The 2,167-nt window shown below is 76.8% G+C and carries 3 protein-coding genes and 2 pseudogenes; 1 reads left to right on the top strand and 4 read right to left on the bottom strand.

Annotation, left to right across the window (positions count from 1 at the left end; all coding sequences use genetic code 11):
- Positions 1 to 564: pseudogene (locus KS423_RS43975) on the top strand (DNA ligase); the annotation flags it as partial.
- Between the two features lie 33 nt (positions 565 to 597).
- On the opposite strand, the gene KS423_RS43980 reads toward KS423_RS43975, so the two are convergent.
- The 4 genes and pseudogenes from KS423_RS43980 to KS423_RS43995 all read right to left on the bottom strand — a co-directional run.
- Positions 598 to 1,182, bottom strand: coding sequence for a type 1 glutamine amidotransferase domain-containing protein (locus tag KS423_RS43980; protein ID WP_224285290.1), 585 nt, complete (start codon positions 1,180 to 1,182; stop codon positions 598 to 600).
- A gap of 11 nt (positions 1,183 to 1,193) precedes the next feature.
- Positions 1,194 to 1,490: a PRC-barrel domain containing protein gene (locus tag KS423_RS43985; protein WP_224285291.1), complete on the bottom strand. Its 297-nt coding sequence runs from the start codon at positions 1,488 to 1,490 to the stop codon at positions 1,194 to 1,196.
- Positions 1,491 to 1,494: 4 nt separating this feature from the next.
- Complete coding sequence (locus tag KS423_RS43990; protein ID WP_224285292.1) at positions 1,495 to 1,899, bottom strand: DUF3040 domain-containing protein; 405 nt, start codon at positions 1,897 to 1,899, stop codon at positions 1,495 to 1,497.
- A gap of 65 nt (positions 1,900 to 1,964) precedes the next feature.
- A pseudogene (locus KS423_RS43995) lies at positions 1,965 to 2,167 on the bottom strand (hypothetical protein); the annotation flags it as partial.

Raw genomic sequence — 2,167 nt, forward strand, 5'->3', positions numbered from 1 at the left:
GCTCCCGGGGTGGCCCTCGGCCTGATCGCCTTCGACCTGCTGGCGCTGCCCGGCCGCGACGTCCGCCGGCTGCCGCTCACCGACCGCCGCCGCCTGCTGCTCGCCGCCCTCGCCGACGTCCCGCCGCCGATCCAGCCGGTCATGGCCACCACGGACCGGGCGGAGGCGCTGGAGTGGATGGAGCGGCTCGCCGACACCGGGGTGGAGGGCCTGGTCTGCAAGGCCGCCGCCGCCCCGTACCGCCCGCGCGGCGCGGGCCGCGTCTGGGTCAAGTACCGCCGCAGCGACACCCTCGACGCCACCGTCCGCGCCGTCACCGGCCCGGCCGCCCACCCGCGGGCGCTGATCCTCCGGCTCGACGACGGGCGGGTGTTCCTGACCACCCCGCGGCTCACCCCGGTCCAGTCCCGCGAGGTCGCCGAGGTCGCCCGCCCCCTGCTCGGCCCGCCCACCACCGACCCCGACCACGGTCCGGTCCACCCGCTGACCTCACCCCTCCGCGCCGAACTCACCCTCACCGGCCGCCCGCCCACCGCAACCTTCGTCCGCCTCCGGGGCGACTGACGGCCGGCTGCGGTCGCGCGGTGCCGCCGGCGTTCACGTCCGCCGCTTCGCCGCGGCGTGGGCGAACTCCGTCACGAAGGCGTCGTCGAACAGCGGCAGGTCGTGCGGTTTGCGACTGGTGACGAGCGGGCCGGGCCCGTCGCGGCAGACGTGGACCGGCTCGTCCACCCAGTGCGCGCCGGCGTTGACCAGGTCGGTGCGCAGGCTGGGCCAGGAGGTCAGGGTGCGGCCGCGCACGGCGTCGGCCTCGATGAGCGTCCAGGCCGCGTGACAGATCGCCGCGACCGGGCGGCCGGCGGCGCAGCAGGCGTGCACGAAGGCGACCGCCGGGCGGTCCAGGCGCAGCCGGTCGGGGCTGGCGACGCCGCCGGGAAGGATCAGCCCGTCGTAGTCGGCCGGGTCGGCCTCGGCGACCAGGGCGTCCACGGCGAAGGTGTCGCCCGGGGCCCGGTGCCGGACGGCCTGGACCCGCCCCTCGGCGGTGGACAGCAGCCGCGGGGTGCCGCCGGACTCGGCGACCGCCTGCCAGGGGTCGGTCAGTTCGACCTGCTCGGCCCCGTACGGAGCGACCAGGAAGGCGATCGTCCGGCCGGTGAGCGTGGTGGACGGCCAGCCCATGGCACGGTCGCTCAGCGCGGGTGCGGGGCGGTCAGGTCGACGGCCGTGGGCGGGGCCGAACTGAGCCTGGCACGTGGGCAGTCGAGGTGGACGGCTCGGTCGAGGTGGTCGAGCCGGGCGACCAGTCCGGCCGGAACGAGCACCCGGGCGCCCGGCACCCAGGGCTCGGCGTCGACCAGCAGGTGGTCCCCGGCGTCCTGTTCGACTCGGCCGACCGGGCCGTCGGTGGCGTGCACCTCGTACCCGACCAGCGTGAGGTCGGCGGCGGGATGGGAGCCCGGGCGGTACTCCCACAGGTCGGTGGTCATCGCGTCATGCCTCCGGACGGTCCCAGGGGCGCCGCTCCCGGCGTTCCCGCGTCTGCGCCGGATCCGCCGCGTCGGTGGGGCTGCGGGCCGCGCGCCGGCGGCGCAGCAGCTCCGAGGTGGCGATCGCGGCCGCCACCGTGGCCACCCAGACCACGCCGAGCGCGACCAGCACGGCGGTGACCGGGGTTCGTACGCCCACGCCGAGGCAGATCGCCGTCATCACCAGGGCGGTCAGCACCACCCCGGCCGAGATCCTGCGCCCGATGCCGCGAAGCACACCCCGGACCCGGCTGGGCGGCCTGGCGCCCATCGTGCTCAGCTTCCGGTCGAGCCGTGTGTCCTGGCGCAGATCGGACTCGATCTCCTCGAGGAGCCGCCGCTCCCATCCGCTCAACGCGGGTCCGTCCATCTCGGTCACCTCCGACACTTCGGGTGACGTGCTCACACTCGGCCGTTGCCCGGTACGGGCTGGTGCTAACCGTTCGGGGCGCCGCCTGTTGCGGCGCCGGCGGGCCCGAAGGCCCGGGGGCGGGCGAGCAGGCTGTCGTCCAGGACGCTCAGCAGTGCGGCGGCGTCGCGGTGCACCTCGACCGCGCCCTCCGCCCGCAGCTCCTGGCCGGTGTCCGGGCCGACCGCCAGGGCCACGCACGGCACCCCGGCCCGCCGCGCCGCCCGTA

This window comes from Streptomyces sp. LS1784 (assembly GCF_020103755.1).
In the GTDB taxonomy this organism is placed as follows: Bacteria; Actinomycetota; Actinomycetes; order Streptomycetales; family Streptomycetaceae; genus Kitasatospora.

Coding starts and splice junctions, on each gene's coding strand:
- KS423_RS43980 (WP_224285290.1), bottom strand. CDS start 1,182: ATGGGCTGGCCGTCCACCACGCTCACCGGCCGGACGATCGCCTTCCTG.
- KS423_RS43985 (WP_224285291.1), bottom strand. CDS start 1,490: ATGACCACCGACCTGTGGGAGTACCGCCCGGGCTCCCATCCCGCCGCC.
- KS423_RS43990 (WP_224285292.1), bottom strand. CDS start 1,899: ATGGACGGACCCGCGTTGAGCGGATGGGAGCGGCGGCTCCTCGAGGAG.